A 17,139-nucleotide genomic window follows, 5' to 3' on the forward strand; every position below is an offset into this window, starting at 1 on the left:
ACCTCCTAACCCATCTCAACTTCAATCTTCATCGCAAGCTCTTCAGCCAACTGTTGACAATAAGCGGCATCATCAGACTCAACCATCACTCGAATCACAGGCTCAGTTCCTGATACTCGAATCAACAGCCGCCCTTTGCCTTCCAGACTACTACTTGCTTCAGTAAAAGCCTCAACTAAAGCAGGATAGTTATAAGGGTCTTCTTTTTTGGCCAAACGAACATTAATCAATGTCTGTGGTAGAGCTGTAAATCCTGACACCAACTGACTTAATGTCTTTTTCGTCTCTGCCATGACTGCCAAAACTTGCATCGCTGCGACCAAAGCATCACCCGTACGGCTCTTATCAAGACACAGAATATGTCCTGATGGCTCACCGCCCAATATCCAGCCTTGAGCCTCCAGCCCTTGCATCACATATCGGTCACCAACTTTTGCTCTATCAAAAGGAATATCCGCCTCATGCAATGCCAGCTCTAGGCCCATATTACTCATGACAGTACCCACAACGCCAGCAACCTTGATATTGCCTTGCGTGGCTAAAATATACAAGATACCATCACCATCTATCAGTTCGCCGTGTTCATCAACCATGATAATACGGTCACCGTCACCATCAAGGGCGATACCCAAATCAGCCTGATGCTCAATAACTGCTTTCTGTAGCGACTCTGGATGCGTCGAGCCACAGCCATCATTGATGTTGACACCATCAGGCGTATTATGAATCGCAATAACTTGTGCGCCCAGCTCACGTAGCACACGAGGTCCGACGCTATAACCAGCCCCATTGGCACAATCAATGACAATTTTAAGATGACTCAAGTCATATTGATAAGGGAAACTCCCCTTACAAAACTCAATATAACGCCCTTTAGCATCATCAATACGATGATTTTTTCCAATATTGGCAGGACTAGAGAGTGCTAACTCAGCATCACTGCCTGCTTGTAGCATCTGGCTAAGTTTTTTATTAATAGAGTCCTGCATCGCATCAGGTATCTTTTTACCCTCTGCGGTAAAGAACTTCACGCCGTTATCTTGATAGGGGTTATGTGATGCAGAAATCACCACGCCTGCATCTGCATGAAAACTGCGGGTCAAGTGTGCAATGGCGGGTGTTGGTAAAGGTCCTAACATATGTACATCGACCCCTGCAGCATTAAACCCTGCCTGTAGCGCTGCCTCAATGACATAGCCAGAAAGACGCGTGTCCTTACCAATAACCACACTCGGCTTACGCTCTGGATGCTCATTGCTTTCTACCAAAACCTGTCCTGTCACATAACCGAGCTTTAAAATAAAATCAGGGGTAATTGGAAACTGTCCAAATTGTCCACGAATACCATCCGTTCCAAAATAGCTCATAATATGACAACCTTATTTGAATTAATTTATAAAATGATTAACCAAAGTATAAACCCAGTCAGCAATAGGGTCTAGTAGTTTTTGATAGACAGTTCAGCTAAATAATAATTTTTCATCTATAAAAACTATTTATACAGACCAAGTTTTATATTAAACTTTTTTAATATAAAGCTGCTCACATTCACAATTCATTTTAAATAAATTTTATGATACAATATCCCAATATACTGGTTTATAAAAGAATATAAAAACTATAGGTCAACAAATGGTTAATAAGCGAATTAACACCTATGCTTACCAGTTAGGATTTGTACCCATACTAGATAAATGGTTGCTGACTCTAAACAACCTAATAAATCAAACAAAGATAGATAACACAGAAGATAAAGCTGAGTTTTTAGAAAACTTAGATGCTTTGATTATTTTATATAGCAACGGCACTTACTATGAAGTTGATCAAGACAATATAAAAAAAATCAATAAAATAAAAACAAAATTAAAAAATTTCCTTGATAAATATCAATGGACAGAAGATGAACATGATTTATTATACAGAGTGTACTTACACTCGTTTTAATTTTATGCTCATTATAAACAATTAATAAATAATTATTTAGTTATGCATTTTTTAAATAAAATTTTATTTATGAATTAGTCATACAACTTATCACATCATACCTACCTTATAAATTAATTCTGTAGCTAACTCAAGACAGTACTGTTGCTAAGAAAAATGCGCGAAGGTGTATTTATTTTTATAAAAGCAGGTACTGCAAGCAAGTTTGACGACCTGACCATTTTGTATTGTGCCGACTATAACTTATAAATGTTTCGTCTTAAACGTCACCCAAATGAATACCAATGCCACCATCACAAAAAAGACAATCAAAAATGTATTACGCATTTTGTTTAAAGATTGCTGAGTACTATTGCCAGAAGGGCTGAGGTTATGCGTTTGTAGTATCTGCTGATAGGCTTGGTCTGCATCGAAGCTATCATCTCTTTTTGGGCGATTCGCCATTTCACACTGGCGAATATTTTCACGAATATCAGCAATGGTCATCGCACTTAAAGATTGCTCTACATGGGCTTGCAGTGCTTGACGATACCATTGCAACGCTGTTTTGCTATCTTGTGCCACTCCACGACCATGATGATAACAACTGGCAACTTGTAAAATCCCATCTGCCCAGCCACGTTTTGCCGTTTCTTGATACAGAGAAAATGCCAACTGTTGGGCTTTTTCTAAATTTGGAAATTGCAAACTCAAATCAATGGCTAACTGATGTAACGCTTTGGTATCATACTCTGCACTATTTTGCTGTGCATGCTGTGCCTTTTGATAAATACCATCAGAAAGTTGAATCAGCATCGCACTGGCTTTTTTTGCCAGATCTGGATACTCTCTTTTTTTACTGATACTCTGCAAATATGTCTTGGCTTGTTGTTCGTTTTTCTCTATCCACTCCCCTTTTAAATAGGCATTTGCCATAAAGAATCGGGCAGGTATATGATAATGATTTTCTGCCAAATCTGATAAGCAATCAATGCCATATTTTATATCTTCATTGGCTAAGGCTTGCTGTGCTTTTATCTTATCTAAGGACTTATTAGGTGACGCTTCATTGAGTAACTGCTTATCCAATGATTTCTTTATCGCTTGCGCCTTTTTTATGGTAGCAATTGCCACATAATAGCAAGCATTATTGTGTGGAGCTGAGTCACTATCACCAATCTCAACGACTTTTTTATACAGCTCAACAGCTTGGGTACTATTTTTGGGAACATGAATACCCAAACGATAACAGTTAGCCAACTCATATAATGCCAAATACTGCCCTGACCACTCTTGTTTTGCCAAAGCCTCAAAGTAGTGATAAGCTTTTTTGGCGTATTCTTTATTATCTGTATGATAGTCTGGGTTGTTAGACGAGGCGTTAAAATCTCCATGTTTATAACACAATCCCAGTATAAAATCAGCATTGCGCAATCGTTGCTGGCTGGCTTTTTCTAACCAAGCAAGGGCTTTATCTTTATCTGCTTTGATATGGTAGTTTTCACCACCTTCTACATATAACGTAGCAAGTTCATACTGTGCCAATGCATCACCTGCATTTGCCCCTTTCTCTAAATATTGCCTTGCCATCTGATAGTTTCTATCACACCCTCGACCGATGCTATATAGCCAATATAGATGACAATTTGCTGGTATATAACCACACTTACTAGCCCTTACCATCGCATTGATGCTGAGACTCCATTCTTGTACTTGTTCAAACCATAAAGCTAACGCAAATAAGGCAATCCCTTTTCCTTGCTCTGACAATTGCTCGACACGTTGGTAAAAAAATGCCTCATCCGCATCCACAGGGGAAACTTGCTCATTTGGCATGGTTAATGGCAATAGTCTGTCCGCTATTTCATCTTGGGGAATGGTGACCAAGGTTTTAAAATAGCGTTTTTGTTGCCCACTATTATCAGTGACTGTAAAGCTTTCTATGGTCGGTGACTTTTTACTATTGACACTATTTAATGCCACGCCAATGGGCTCACCATTATCAAAATACAAGGTTTGCCATACTTGGGAGAATTGTGCGCGCACACCACGCCCCTCATAGGTACGAATATGCAAAACAAGGTCACCTTTTTTTATCAAGCGTCCATCGGTATAACGTAGTGGATTTTGCTGAGATGAAAACTGAGTACAATCTTTTAATGGGGCAGGCTTTTTCTCATCATTTTTGACAGAAGCGGGGTGTAAAGACTGCTTTGTAGGTTCACTATTAATCATATTAGATAATTGTTTATCAATATTTTTATTTTGTTGCTGGATTGGATTTTTATTCTGTATGTTCATCTAATCATCTTCGTAGGTAGTAGTTTACTAAATTATTCTATTGTATAAATAAAAGGCAGTTATTTTCCATAACTGCCTCTATCATCTAAAGCTTTAAGACTTTAAAACAGTCATTAATATTAATTTACCCGATAGTTAGGGGCTTCTTTAGTAATTTGCACATCATGAACGTGCGACTCTTTCATGCCCGCAGAAGTCACTTTGATAAATTCTGGTTTGGTACGCATCTCATCAATAGTACCACAGCCTGTATAGCCCATTGAAGAGCGTAAGCCACCAACCAACTGATTAACAATACCACTTACAGGTCCTTTATAAGGAACTCGCCCTTCGATACCTTCAGGAACCAGCTTTTCCACACCGTCTTTAGCATCTTGGAAATAGCGGTCTGATGAGCCATTTTGCCCAGACATCGCACCCAAGCTTCCCATACCACGGTAAGCCTTGTAATAGCGACCTTGGAATAATTCCACTTCACCCGGAGCTTCTTCTGTACCTGCCAGTAATGAACCTACCATAATACAAGATGCGCCAGCAGCGATGGCTTTTGCCATATCACCTGAGAAGCGAATACCACCATCAGCAATCAAAGGTATGCTATCTTTTAAAGCACTGGCAACATTATCAATGGCAGAAATCTGTGGTACACCAATACCAGCGATAATACGTGTTGTACAAATTGACCCTGGACCGATACCAACTTTTACTGCATCTGCACCCGCATCACGCAACGCCAATGCAGCATCACCCGTGGCAATATTACCGCCAATGACTTGAATGTGAGGGAAGTTCTTTTTCACCCAAGCCACTTTTTCAATCACCCCTTTGGAATGACCATGTGCTGTATCTACTACAATAATGTCTGCTGCTGCATCAACCAGCGCTTCAACACGGGCTTCTGTGTCTGCGCCTGTACCCACTGCTGCACCCACTCTAAGGCGTCCTTGTGCATCTTTACACGCATTAGGATTGTTTTCAGCTTTATTAAAGTCATTGACAGTAATCAAACCTTTAAGACGAAAATCATCATCAACAACCACTACTTTTTCGATACGGTGCTCATGTAGTAGTTTTTTGATGTTTTCGTTACTTTCACCTTCTTTTACGGTTACCAGCTTATCTTGTGGAGTCATCACATTACTGACAGGTTGACGCAAATTGGTCTCAAAACGTAAATCACGATGCGTCACAATCCCAACAACTTTTTCACTACCTTGCTCAACAACTGGAACACCAGATATATTATTAGTTTTAGTAATGTGTAGTAGTTCTCCAACAGTAATATCAGGGGTAACAGTAATCGGGTCTACTACAGTCCCTGCTTCAAACTTTTTCACTCGGCGTACTTGCATTGCCTGTTTGGTAATATCCATATTTTTATGCAAAATACCTAAGCCACCAAGCTGGGCCATGGTAATTGCCATATCAGATTCTGTCACTGTATCCATAGCAGCAGAAATAACTGGTAAATTTAAAGAGATCTCTTTTGTTAATCGTGTTGATAAATCAACACTCTTTGGTAAAATTTGCGAATAGGCAGGTAATAATAAAACATCATCAAAAGTTAAAGCTTCAGCAACTATACGTAGCATACATACCCCTTAGCGTGGTTATGGTTATTGTAGTAGCTGTATCAATCACATAAGCCAATCAATATCAGGCTACCTATAAAATAACGGAGCATTATAACAAATAATGCTCTCATTTCGTACTAGAGTCGGTACATTATCCGTATACCTTTTTTCACCTAGCCTTCCCGTCGCCATGTCGTTCCCTGTCGGCTGTCTTCTAAAACAATACCTTGCTCTTTTAATGCTTCACGAATCTCATCAGCACGAGCAAACTCTTTATTTGCTTTTGCCTCTTGACGCTCAGCAATCAATGCCTCAATATCACTATCTGTTAGACCATCTTGACTTTCATCACCCACCACTGCCTGTAAAAATGCTTGTGCGGATTGTTGGACAAGATTGAGGCTCGCTGACAATGTTTTTAGTTGTTGCAGCAAAATAGTGACCTGTGCCTTATTTTCTTCTTTTACTGCTTTATTAATCTGCCTTGCCAGATTAAATAACACACTCATTGCCGCCACAGTATTAAAGTCGTCGTTCATTGCTTGTATAAATGCTTTACCCGCTTCAGAGTCATAAACTTCTTGTTGTATGGCAGTATTTGCGATATCTGCTACATCGCAGGTAATACCCAACTGTTCAGCACTTTTAACAGCTTGATACAAGCGACTTAGCCCAGCATGTGCATCATGCAACGCTGTATCAGAGAAATTCACCTGACTACGATAATGGCTAGATAAGATAAAGAAACGAATCGTCTCTGGGTGGAATTTTTGCATGACCTCTCGAATGGTAAAAAAATTGCCCAATGACTTCGACATTTTTTCACCGTCAACATTAATAAAGCCAACATGTATCCAATTATTTGCATAAGTACAGCCAGTTGCCGCCTCTGATTGGGCGATTTCATTTTCATGATGGGGAAACTGTAAATCGTGACCACCACCATGAATATCAAAAGTATTTCCCAAGCACTTTATAGACATAGCTGAACATTCAATGTGCCAACCGGGGCGGCCATTACCCCAAGGTGACTGCCATTGTGGCTCATTTGGTTTAGCCGCTTTCCATAAAACAAAATCAAAAGGATTGCGTTTAACACTATCTATCTCTACTCGTGAGCCAGCCTGCATATCATCCAGATTTCTATTAGACAATTTGCCATAATCAGCAAAACTATCAACCGCATAATACACATCACCATTCTCAGCAGCATAAGCATGATTGGATGCAACTAAAGTTTCAATCATATCTTGCATTTGAGGGATATGCTCAGTTGCTTTCGGCTCTACATCAGGACGCATACAGCCCAGTGCATCAGCATCTTCATGCATTGCGGTAATAAAACGGTTGGTTAACTCACCAATAGATTCCCCATTCTCAGCAGCTCTAGCGATAATCTTGTCATCTATGTCTGTGATATTGCGTATATAGGTCACATCATAGCCAATCTGCTGAAACCAACGCACCATCATATCAAACGCAACCATGACACGAGCATGACCAATATGACAATAATCATAAACGGTCATACCACACACATACATTGATACTTTGCCTGTTTCGATGGGGGTAAATTGGCGTTTTTGAGTGGTTAGTGAATCATAAATGTATAATGCAGGCATGTCATTCGTCATGATGGGTCAAATCCTCTTAAATAAAACAAATATTTTGTTATGATAAACACTCTATCTTATCGAATTCACACTAAAATTGCCATGATTTACCTTGTTATGGCACATCTTTACACAATTTAGTTAATGTAATTAATCAGGACAATCATGGGCAATCGATTAAGCAAAATTTATACACGTACAGGTGATGATGGTAATACTGGCATGGCTGATGGTCGCCGTCTTAGTAAAGCTGACATCAGATTTGAAGTCATGGGTGATATTGATGAATTAAATGCACATATCGGTATGATTCAATCCCTATTACCTCAATCACCTAGCCATACAGCAGAAAAATCACACGCTATCTTTAACTTAGATAAGACACAAAAACAGCTTCATATACTCCAGCATCTACTATTTAATATTGGCGGTGAGTTAGCAATGCCAGAATATCAAGGTATCGACACAATCCATGTCCAATGGCTAGAAAATAGTATTGATACCATGAATCAACACCTACCCGCATTAAAAGACTTTATCTTACCTGCCGGCAGTCAACTGGTGAGCCAAATCCATATTGCCCGTACTGTTTGTCGTCGAGCTGAGCGTCATGCCGTTTTATTATGTACCGATGATGATAATGCTTTATCTAGTAGCACTCGGCAGTTTATTAACCGTCTCTCCGACTGGCTATTTGTTTTTGCCCGTATTTGCACACGCCTGCCTACAACAACAAATCATGATTCAAGTTTATATCAAAGTGATACTGAGGTTTTGTGGGATAAAAATATCCTATCGCAATCCTTTGACTCAAATACATAACGTATCTATCTAATAGAATCAATCACATAACCGCTATGCTAACAATATATTAAAAAACCACCTATCTACATGCCTACATGACAGTAGATAGGTGGTGTAATATGACACTTTACTAAATATGATTTAAAAAGGTTGCAAACTAATAAGTTGCGTTTTCCTCAATAATTACCATATCAATACTATTATCAGTTGGTGTATTAAGCTTCGTATCTGGTGCAACCACTGTTGTCTCAGGCTGTGTATTCAGCGGACTACTCGCCTGCTCTTCTTTTTCTTTTCTTGCACGAGTAGGCACACGTTTTTCAGTCAAACGACTTTGAGCTTTCACATTACCATTTTCATCTATGGTTGGTTGCTCTAAAGTTGGCAATCTGCGGGCTGATTGCGCTTGAGTCTGATCTTCTACTGTTGGCTCAGGTGGATTACGTACAGGTCTAGGTGGTGTTGGTACAGTAATAACAGCTGGTTTTTGTGTACGCTCTGTGGCTGGTCTTTGTCTTCTTTGTTGCTGTGCAACTGCTGGCTGATTAGCATCCATTAATGCTTTTAATTGAGATTTTGCCACCATGTCTGCCACCACACGAATAATCGCAGGCTGTCCAATAACTTTGGCTACTTTTTGTCCATTTTGAGTACCAACCACATAGGTAAAGTTTTCATCTACCAACATGTTGTTATTTAGACGGATGTTATAAGCCGCCAACATTTGTGGCATATTTTTTCCATCTACTGCATTATACACTTCATTTGCACGATAGATACTTTCACTTGGCAAGGTCAAGCTTAAACTCGCCTGACAAGTTTGCATACCACTGGCAGTAGAGTTTTGTAGCGCTTTAGGTGTACCTAAATCTACCAAGACTTCATCAACTGTACCAACGGCAGCTGAGGTATCCAAACTTGTACCAACTTGATTGGCATAGCCAGTCATGACACTACGTGTTTGTTGCTTGAGTGTATTTTTAATGGAGTCAGATAAACTATTTAGTGCAGACGCATCATCACATGGCACCATCACCACTTCTGGTACAGCCACTTCTTGTACTGTTTCTTCTGTCTCTGTTGCAACAGTTTGTTCTTTATCTTTTTTGCTACATGCTGTCATTGTCATGCCACATAACAAACTTAGACTCAGTACATAGACCCAATTGCCTTTTTGGTGCATAAATGCCATTGCTAAAACCTCACTTAAATGATGAAATACTTCAACTAATATTTGAAATGACTAATAATCTTGTATCTTTATAATATCATTAGCCCAATTGGCAAATTATACCAATCTCAAAACGATAAAACACGAACATATCGTATCAATATGTTCATTTAACAAATTTATGAGACGAAAAGGGGAATTTTTCCGCTAAACTGTATATTTTTTCTTGCCAACTACAAACATTGTAGATGATACAAAACCATACTCTCAACAAAACTTTCTCAACACAAAAAATATGACGTCATTAAAGTATATCATTTCATAATCCTTTAATATCATACTATTAACAACAATACCCTAAAATAGCTATCTACTAAATCCTATTCAACTTTTCATTATATGGATGATATAGACCAAGACATATAATGTCTAAAAAACCAGCACAACTTTCATAATAGCAAAAATCTAGCTAGCGCCAAATAAACCTCTTGAAATTAAATTTTATAAGTTATAGGAGATACCATCATATGACATTTTCACACTCTAATCCTAAATATGAGTATGACTCTACTCAACATCTGCACAGCAAACTACTCGGACATCGTGGCGCTCGTGGGGAATATTTAGAAAATAGTGCCATAGGCTTTGAATACCTACAGTCTCTATCTAATCACTCTCCACAACAGACCATACCAACTCAACCACCCTTAGCCAAACCATCTTTTGCACTCCCCTTAATTGGTGTTGAGTTTGATGTACAGTTAACTGCTGATGGTATATTGGTTGTTTATCATGATGATAACCTAGAGCGCCTCTATCAACATCAAGCGCGCCTTGATGACTTGAGATATCAACAACTGATGCGCCTAACACAACCTACCCTACCCATTTTGCGTTTAGATGAAATGCTGCCCTTTTTGACAGGATATCAACGCATTGAGCTGGAAGTTAAAACTCACATCCGCAGTCATATCCCTGCATTAGTAACAGCCTTACAACACACATTAAGCACCAGTGATGTTGCTTCCAAATTTATGACATTACCCATCACTCTTACCAGTTTTGATACCAGCTTACATGCCAGCTTGCAACGCTGTAAAAAATTGGCTCATTATCCGCGTGGCTTATTGGTAGAAAAAGATAATAACTTTCATAACCATAGCATTAGCACCATCATGGATGAAAAACTAGAGATGGCACAGCGTCTTGGTTGCCAGCATTTAGGACTTCAACATTCACTGATTGACAAAAGCTTCGTACAAAAATGCCATAAAAGGAATCTAACCCTAAGTGCTTGGACAGTCAATGATGAAGAGCAGGTCAAAAAGCTAGCAACACTTGGTGTTCATTATATTATTACCGACTACCCCAGCCTCTTTTCTACGAAAATGATACCAGAATAGAAACAGGACAAAAGTTATGATTTTAGCAGAGTCTGTTGAACATTCATCTTCATAGAAAAACTTCATAGAAAAAATTGAGATACAGCTCCAACCCTGTTAGATATTAGTCTGACGGGGTGAAAGTTCAACAAGAGCCTAGTAATATCAGTGAGATAAAAGCCTACCATATCACATAAGTTAGACAGAGATACAATCAAGTTAGATTGCGACATTTCTACTACAAAGGCGCATGAAAACTACTGCTTTTTATAGTGTATGAGTGTTCACTTTTTTATAAAATTAGAGTAAGCTATAGATACTAACTTCTTACCTAATTTAATATCTTTTCTGTCGTTAGGACTACCACTATGAAAGTAAAACAGATTGCAAAAATGGGCATCCAGCTTCCTCTTAATATCATGCGCCACTCAGTCAATCTTGGTAAGAATCTGTTAAATATAGCAACTGAACAAGTAAATATGCGTTTTAATACAAATTCAGCAGCCAAAAAGACGGGTTCAACACAAGTCAACACGTCAACGGCGCTGAATACTGACTTAACTTCAGTACAATCAGCACAAAATGGTGATACTGTGAATGATGAAAAGGAACTGGCTTTTCGTCATGCTTCTATCAACTGGATTCCTGCAACCATCTTAGTTGCTACACCACTTGCTGCTGCCATTATTACCCCGTGGTATTTAATGACGCATCATGTCAGTACCTCAGTTTGGGTAGTTTTTGGAATATTTATGGCATGGACGGGCTTAAGTATCACCGCAGGTTACCACCGATTGATGGCGCATCGTGCTTACAAAGCACATCCCATCGTTCGTAACTTCTTTTTACTTGGTGCAACTTTAGCCGTTGAAGGCTCTGCATTTGATTGGTGCTCTGGACATCGCACCCACCATCGTCATGTTGATGACCCCATCCAAGACCCGTACTCTGCCAAACGGGGCTTTTGGTTTAGCCATATTGGCTGGATGCTACGTAAATACCCTAGTGGACAGTTTGACTATAAAAATATCCCCGACCTAACCCGAGATAAAGTGCTACAAATCCAGCACAAATATTATGGCTTATGGGTCTTAGCAACCAATATTGGTTTGGTCTCTGCTGTCGGCTGGATGATTGGTGATGTCTGGGGTACATTGGTGCTGGCAGGGCTTCTGCGTTTGGTATTAACCCACCACTTTACATTCTTTATTAACTCATTATGTCACATGATTGGTACACGTCCCTATACAGATACCAACACAGCACGTGACAACTTTATCTTAGCCATCGCAACATGGGGTGAAGGCTATCATAACTATCACCACTTCTTCCAATATGACTACCGTAATGGTGTCAAATGGTGGCAATATGACCCCACAAAATGGCTGATTGTTGCCTTAGCAAAAGTTGGATTAGCCAGCGACTTACGCACAGTAGATGATGTCACCATCAAACATGCTGAAGTACAAATGCAGTTTAAACGAGCACAACAAAAAATCGACACCCTTGCCGAAATTGGTCCTTCTAATCTAACGCAAGCAATGCTAACATTTAAAGATCGTATTTCCTTTGAATATGCACAATTTAATGATACTATTAAAGAGTGGCAAGAATTAAAGACCAAAGCAATAGAAATGAAAAAGAATGAGTTTGCTGATCGTCTGCATGAAGTTGATGAGTTGTTAAAAGATCAATATGCACTGATAGAGAAAAAAATCTTGATGCATAATCGCAATCTAAAACAAGCATTTCGTATGATTGCCAATCAGCCCATTAAAGCTGACAATGCTTAAGTAAAACCAAAATCACACCCATGACTTTCTCCTACCTCTCGTTTCTGACGAGAGGTTTTTTTTATTGATCAGTTTGGCAGTTTGATATTTCTATCTACTTTGACCTTGTTAAATACTTCTCTCTCCCCCACTTTTTAATAAACAGACTAGATAATAGACACAGACCATGAACTTTGCAAATAGCTATGCCACACTTGACCCTCGTCTCTACCATAAACAACATCCACAGCCCCTAAAAAATCCACAGGCAGGACATTTTAACCCACTGGTCGCACAAAAAATTGGCTGGAATGACGATACATTTTTGATGCAAAATTGGGTGTCTATCATGGGTGGTGAGCAAGTGCCACAAGGATTTGAGCCTTTAGCAATGGCATATGCTGGACATCAATTTGGACACTGGGCAGGACAGCTTGGTGACGGGCGTGGATTACTCATGGCACAAGTACAAGACCGTCATTATCAGCAAAACCATCTATTACATGATTTGCATCTAAAAGGTGCTGGTCTGACCCCTTACTCTCGTATGGGTGATGGACGTGCTGTATTACGCAGTACTATCCGTGAGTATCTATGCGGGCATGCCATGAGCCAATTAGGTATCGCTTCTTCATCGGCACTTGGATTTGTCACCTCTGAAACATTAGTTCGGCGAGAACGTATAGAGCACGCTGCAATGTTGATGCGTGTTTCTGATTGTCATATTCGGCTTGGGCATATTGAATGGATTGCCAGCTTTGCTCCTGACCTACTGGCAGAGTTTACAGATTATATGATTGATACCTATTATCCAGCGTACAGACAAGCACAGCATCCTATAGCAGACTTTTTGACCCAAGTTATCAAAAATACTGCCATTATGATTGCAAACTGGCAATTAATCGGCTTTGCACATGGAGTGATGAATACAGATAATCTATCCATTACTGGTAGTACCATTGATTATGGACCGTTTGGATTTATGGAGCGCTTTAATCCTGCATGGATTAATAACCACTCTGATCACACAGGACGCTACGCTTATCAAAACCAGCCTGCCATTGGATACTGGAATTTAAATGTTTGGTTGCCACACTTTATGCGACTTCAACATGCTGGCATCAATCGTGATACCCTAGCAGAATGTCTTGGACACTATGAAAGTACATTTATGTCTCATTACCAGCATGGTATCTGCAAAAAAATTGGTCTGAATTACAACCCAGAGCAGTCACAAACGCCGTTAGCATTGGCATATGATCTACTGACATTTATTGAAGATAATCGTCTGGATTATAGTAATAGCTTCCGTATGCTTTTAGCTATCATTGACCCTGATAACTTTGACTTTGAACAACAACTACTGACTGAAACACTTCGCACATTATCTGACTCAGAGTGCTCGGCATGGCAGCACTGGCAAGCTCGCTACCAGCGCTACATTGAGCAATCACAACTTGAGCAATCACAAATCATCGAGATGCTCAGTAGCCACAATCCTGTATATGTCCTGCGTAATGCCATGGCTCAACGCGCCATTGATAGTGCTGAAACAGGTAACTTTGATGAGGTTCAACGACTATTTCAACTGCTCACCACTCCCTATACAGTGCAAAATATTGCTACTGAAACTGACCATACACCACCTGCTCCCGATGCACCTGATATTGTAGTGAGTTGCTCATCTTAACTGAAAGTCGTTGCTTGATATCTTCAATTAAAACCATGATATATGGCTAATGAGCAAATAAAAAACTTTTATTTATCATTAACACTTTATTAAAATTTATGATGATAGTTGATTTGATATTTCAATAATAAATATAATTATTTTTTGCAGTGATAACTGTGACTTTTTGCAGTTAGATACTGGTCATCTATAAAATTAGTGTTAAAATGGTTACCAAATTATCATCATACCAAGCCCTAAGAATATATAGCATAGGGTTTATCTGGTTTGATGTTTCAGATATTGATTTACGTAATTTTTTCATTTAACTAATTTTCATTTAACTAAGTTGGTTCTAACAATGAGCAATACATCAAACAAAACTTCTTCTACAGCCGAAGACTCTCTCCCTACAGGAAATAATATGAATGCTGAGCAGTTTGAACAAGCCGCCCTACACTATCATGAGCATCCAGTTCCCGGAAAAATTTCTGTTACGCCAACCAAACAGCTAGCAAACCAACGCGACTTAGCACTTGCCTACTCTCCAGGGGTTGCTGTACCGTGTTTAGAAATTGAAAAAGACCCTATGCTTGCTGCTCGCTACACAGCACGTAATAACTTAGTCGGTGTTATTACCAATGGTACAGCCGTATTAGGTTTGGGTAACATTGGACCGTTGGCATCCAAGCCTGTGATGGAAGGGAAAGGTGTCTTATTTAAGAAGTTTGCGGGTATTGATGTATTTGATATTGAAGTCGCACAAAATGACCCAGATAAATTTATTGAAGCAGTTGCTGCATTAGAGCCTACATTTGGTGGTATTAACCTAGAAGACATCAAAGCACCAGAATGCTTTAAAATTGAGCGTGAGCTACGTGAGCGCATGAATATCCCAGTCTTCCATGATGACCAGCATGGTACATCCATTATTGTTGGTGCTGCTTTACTTAACGCACTGGCTTTAATTAATAAAAAAATTGAAGACATCAAAGTTGTTTGTTCTGGTGCAGGTGCTGCTGCCATTTCTTGCCTAGACTTGATTTGTGCCTTAGGTGTGCAAAAATCAAACATCTATGTTTCTGACTCACGTGGCATCATCTCAACCAGTCGAGACAACCTCGATGACTCTAAAAAACGCTATGCTCGTGATACACAAGCAAAAACCATTGATGATGTTATTGCTGATACTGATATGTTCTTGGGTCTGTCTATGGCAGGTATTTTGACCCCTGAGATGGTCAAAAAAATGGCAAAAGACCCCATTATCTTTGCGCTTGCAAACCCAACACCTGAAATTATGCCTGAGCTGGCACACGCTGTCCGTGATGATGTCATCATGGCAACTGGACGCTCAGACTACCCCAATCAGGTGAATAATGCCTTGTGTTTCCCATACATCTTCCGTGGTGCACTTGATGTTGGTGCAACCACTGTCAATGAAGAGATGAAAATTGCCTGTGTACATGCCATTGCAGCCATGGCACATGTCGAAGCTACGCCAATGCTTGGCTCAAACAAGACTGATACCACCAAACGCTTTGGGCGTGACTACCTGATTCCAGGTCCTTTAGAGCCAAACTTAATCTTGGAGATTGCACCTGCTGTTGCAAAAGCAGCCATGGACTCTGGTGTTGCCACACTACCTATTGAAGACTTTGGTGCTTATCATCAAAAATTATCTGAGTTTGTATATAACTCAGCATTTGTAATGAAGCCTATCTTTGCCAAAGCCAAATCAGCACCAAAACGCATTGTATACTGTGAAGGTGAAGATCCAAACGTACTACGTGCTGTGCAAGTAGTGGTCGATGAAGGATTGGCACAGCCTATCTTGGTTGGTCGTCCTGCAGTCATTGAAGCTCAAATCCAAGCACTGGGCTTACGCTTAAAAGAAGGCGAAAATATCGATATCGTCAATCAAGACAGCGACCCTCGTTACAAAGACTACTGGCAATTTTATTATGAGAAAAATAAGCGTCGTGGTGTCAGTATCGAATTGGCTCGCCGTGATGTGCGTCGTAAAACTTCACTTATCGGCTCACTATTGGTCGAAAAAGGTGATGCAGACGGTATGATTTGTGGTACATTCAGCCATTATCATTTGCACCTCAAATATGTGCAAAATGTTATTGGTAAAAAAGAAGGTGTCAAAGACTTCTATGCAATGAATGCTGTTTTAATGCAAAACCGTAATATCTTTATTGCTGATACCTATATTCATGAAGACCCAACTGCTGAACAACTGGCTGAAATGACCATACTGGCTGCAGAGCAAATCAAGCGCTTTGGTATCACACCTCGTGTAGCCTTATTATCACATTCAAACTTTGGTACATCAGACCGTGCCAGTGCTGTTAAGATGCGCCGCGTCTATGAGCTACTAACAGAAATGAATGTAGACTTTGACTTTGATGGTGAAATGCATGGTGATGCTGCTCTAGATGAGCGTATTCGTCAGCATGACTTACCATCTAGTACACTAAAAGGCTCAGCAAACTTATTGATTATGCCAACACTAGATGCAGCAAATATTGCATTTAACCTACTTAAAACAGGAACGAAGAGTGCCTCATTAGGTCCTATCTTACTAGGCGCAAACAAACCTGTACATATCTTAACGCCTTCTGCTACTGCTCGACGTGTTGTAAACATGACTGCTCTTGCTGTTACAGAAGCTCAAGATTTGGAAGAGCAAAAATAGATGGCCGTCAAATATGTTATGTGCGTTGCTAACTATTTTCTAATGGATTAGTAATGCAGACTAAGTAAGGCATCGTATCTATAAGCCAGTTAATAACATCTAACATCGTTATTAGCTGGCTTTTTTTATTATAATGATTTCTTTATCATAATATAGTCAGCGAAGTTATAAACTGCTACAAGGCAGGCGAGTACAGATAGTACGATTGTACAGCAAGCGAGCCTAA

At 39.7% G+C, this 17,139-nt stretch carries 11 protein-coding genes; 6 read left to right on the forward strand and 5 right to left on the reverse strand.

Going from position 1 to position 17,139, the window contains the following annotated elements; translation table 11 throughout:
* Positions 1-5: 5 nt before the first annotated feature.
* Positions 6-1,367 carry a phosphoglucosamine mutase gene (gene glmM / locus FHK88_RS04560; RefSeq protein WP_227429577.1) on the reverse strand — a complete coding sequence of 454 codons (1,362 nt, stop codon included), beginning with the start codon at positions 1,365-1,367 and terminating at the stop codon, positions 6-8.
* A 265-nt stretch (positions 1,368-1,632) separates the two neighbouring features.
* Here glmM and FHK88_RS04565 point away from each other — a divergent pair, with 265 nt between their 5' ends.
* Entirely contained in the window at positions 1,633-1,944 is a 312-nt protein-coding gene (locus FHK88_RS04565; RefSeq protein WP_227429578.1) for a hypothetical protein, read from the forward strand.
* 243 nt (positions 1,945-2,187) lie between these two features.
* Here FHK88_RS04565 and FHK88_RS04570 read toward each other — a convergent pair whose 3' ends face one another.
* The 3 genes from FHK88_RS04570 to cysS all read right to left on the reverse strand — a co-directional run bounded on the left by FHK88_RS04570 (position 2,188) and on the right by cysS (position 7,432).
* Positions 2,188-4,224 (reverse strand): tetratricopeptide repeat protein, encoded by a 2,037-nt coding sequence (locus FHK88_RS04570; RefSeq protein ID WP_227429579.1) that lies wholly within the window; start codon positions 4,222-4,224, stop codon positions 2,188-2,190.
* Positions 4,225-4,343: 119 nt separating this feature from the next.
* Positions 4,344-5,816 carry an IMP dehydrogenase gene (gene guaB, locus FHK88_RS04575; protein ID WP_227429580.1) on the reverse strand — a complete coding sequence of 491 codons (1,473 nt, stop codon included), beginning with the start codon at positions 5,814-5,816 and terminating at the stop codon, positions 4,344-4,346.
* A gap of 155 nt (positions 5,817-5,971) precedes the next feature.
* Positions 5,972-7,432 (reverse strand): cysteine--tRNA ligase, encoded by a 1,461-nt coding sequence (cysS, locus tag FHK88_RS04580; protein ID WP_227429581.1) that lies wholly within the window; start codon positions 7,430-7,432, stop codon positions 5,972-5,974.
* 144 nt (positions 7,433-7,576) lie between these two features.
* On the opposite strand from cysS, the gene FHK88_RS04585 reads away from it, so the two are divergent.
* Positions 7,577-8,233: a cob(I)yrinic acid a,c-diamide adenosyltransferase gene (locus tag FHK88_RS04585; protein WP_227429582.1), complete on the forward strand. Its 657-nt coding sequence runs from the start codon at positions 7,577-7,579 to the stop codon at positions 8,231-8,233.
* Positions 8,234-8,372: 139 nt separating this feature from the next.
* On the opposite strand, the gene FHK88_RS04590 is transcribed toward FHK88_RS04585, so the two are convergent.
* On the reverse strand, positions 8,373-9,407 hold the full coding sequence (locus tag FHK88_RS04590) for a hypothetical protein (RefSeq protein ID WP_227429583.1): 1,035 nt from the start codon (positions 9,405-9,407) through the stop codon (positions 8,373-8,375).
* A gap of 506 nt (positions 9,408-9,913) precedes the next feature.
* Here FHK88_RS04590 and FHK88_RS04595 point away from each other — a divergent pair.
* From FHK88_RS04595 to FHK88_RS04610, 4 genes are all read left to right on the forward strand, one after another.
* Entirely contained in the window at positions 9,914-10,789 is an 876-nt protein-coding gene (locus FHK88_RS04595) for a glycerophosphodiester phosphodiesterase (RefSeq protein ID WP_227429584.1), read from the forward strand.
* 347 nt (positions 10,790-11,136) lie between these two features.
* Positions 11,137-12,561, forward strand: a complete 1,425-nt coding sequence (locus FHK88_RS04600) for an acyl-CoA desaturase (protein WP_227429585.1) — start codon at positions 11,137-11,139, stop codon at positions 12,559-12,561.
* A gap of 166 nt (positions 12,562-12,727) precedes the next feature.
* Entirely contained in the window at positions 12,728-14,230 is a 1,503-nt protein-coding gene (locus FHK88_RS04605; RefSeq protein ID WP_227429586.1) for a protein adenylyltransferase SelO, read from the forward strand.
* A gap of 403 nt (positions 14,231-14,633) precedes the next feature.
* Positions 14,634-16,913: an NADP-dependent malic enzyme gene (locus tag FHK88_RS04610; RefSeq protein ID WP_227429686.1), complete on the forward strand. Its 2,280-nt coding sequence runs from the start codon at positions 14,634-14,636 to the stop codon at positions 16,911-16,913.
* Positions 16,914-17,139: the final 226 nt, after the last annotated feature.

It is taken from the genome of Psychrobacter sp. I-STPA6b, from assembly GCF_020662265.1.
Taxonomy (GTDB): Bacteria; Pseudomonadota; Gammaproteobacteria; order Pseudomonadales; family Moraxellaceae; genus Psychrobacter.